The organism is Blautia sp. OF03-13 (genome assembly GCF_003460685.1).
Classification (GTDB): domain Bacteria; phylum Bacillota; class Clostridia; order Lachnospirales; family Lachnospiraceae; genus Fusicatenibacter; species Fusicatenibacter saccharivorans.
This window is the reverse complement of record NZ_QTVR01000062.1, coordinates 1-920: the sequence shown is the minus strand read 5'-3', so window position 1 is coordinate 920 and position 920 is coordinate 1. Positions and strand designations below refer to the sequence as shown.

At 44.2% G+C, this 920-nt stretch carries 2 protein-coding genes; both read right to left on the bottom strand.

The genetic code is table 11. The features are described from left to right. On the bottom strand, window positions 1-380 hold a 380-nt coding region (locus DXA55_RS16900), incomplete at its 3' end, for a transposase (RefSeq protein WP_199605890.1). Window positions 381-507: 127 nt separating this feature from the next. Continuing rightward, the coding region (gene tnpB / locus DXA55_RS16895) for an IS66 family insertion sequence element accessory protein TnpB (protein WP_207660230.1) at window positions 508-920 on the bottom strand (413 nt) is incomplete at its 5' end.

Genomic DNA, 920 nt, shown 5'->3' with positions numbered 1-920 from the left:
TCCGGAAGAGAAATGATCTCGTCGCAGGAAGGAACATTTTTAAAGAGATCAGCATGTGTCCGTCTTGCTTTTCTCTTATGTTCCGGAACAGTGATGTCATCAGGAAGTTCCTGTTCCCATGTCGGATCTGCTTCCTGCCCGGCTTCATCAAAAAGATTCAACTGGCCATCGATATCTTTCCGTTTTTCACTGGAAGTACCAAAAAGTTTCTTCGTGAGATATTCAATCTGCTGACGAAGGTTTTCTTTTTCCAGCCGGTCTGCTTCCAATGTTTTTTGTAAAGACTGGATCAGTTCTGTCTGTGTGGAAATCGTCTTATTCAGTTGGTTGATCATGTCCTTGTACGCAAGGATTTTTGAATCTTTTGAATTGCCAGCCATATGTTTTCTGCTCCTTTTTCACTGCTCTTATTATACCATAAAAAGCAATGAAAAAGAAGCAGAAACCCCAGCATTTACAAGGGATTTCAGACATGATACAGGGTGAGAAGCCCCTCCGTTTACGCGATCATTCCGTAGGTTTGAATGCCTTGGGTTGTTCGATTTCAAGCCCGGACATGAGCCAGTCGAATTGCTGCCAGGTCAATTGTTTTACTTCCAGCTGATTTCTGGGCCAGCGAAACCTGCCCTGAACTTCCATACGTTTATACAGCAGCACAAATCCGTCAGATTCCCAGAGCAAAGCTTTGATCCTGTCACAACGTTTTCCACAGAAAAGATACAGGGCACTTCGCCTTGGATCCATATGGAGTTGATCCTCTACAATAGCACACAGCCCGTCAATGGATTTCCGCATATCCGTTCTGCCTGTTACGATATAGATTTCATCGGCGGCTGTGATATCCCCTAACATTCCAGCTCCTTCACAATTCGAAGCGTTTGAGCCAGAAGCTGAGGATCTGTTCCATTTGGTATTGTTAG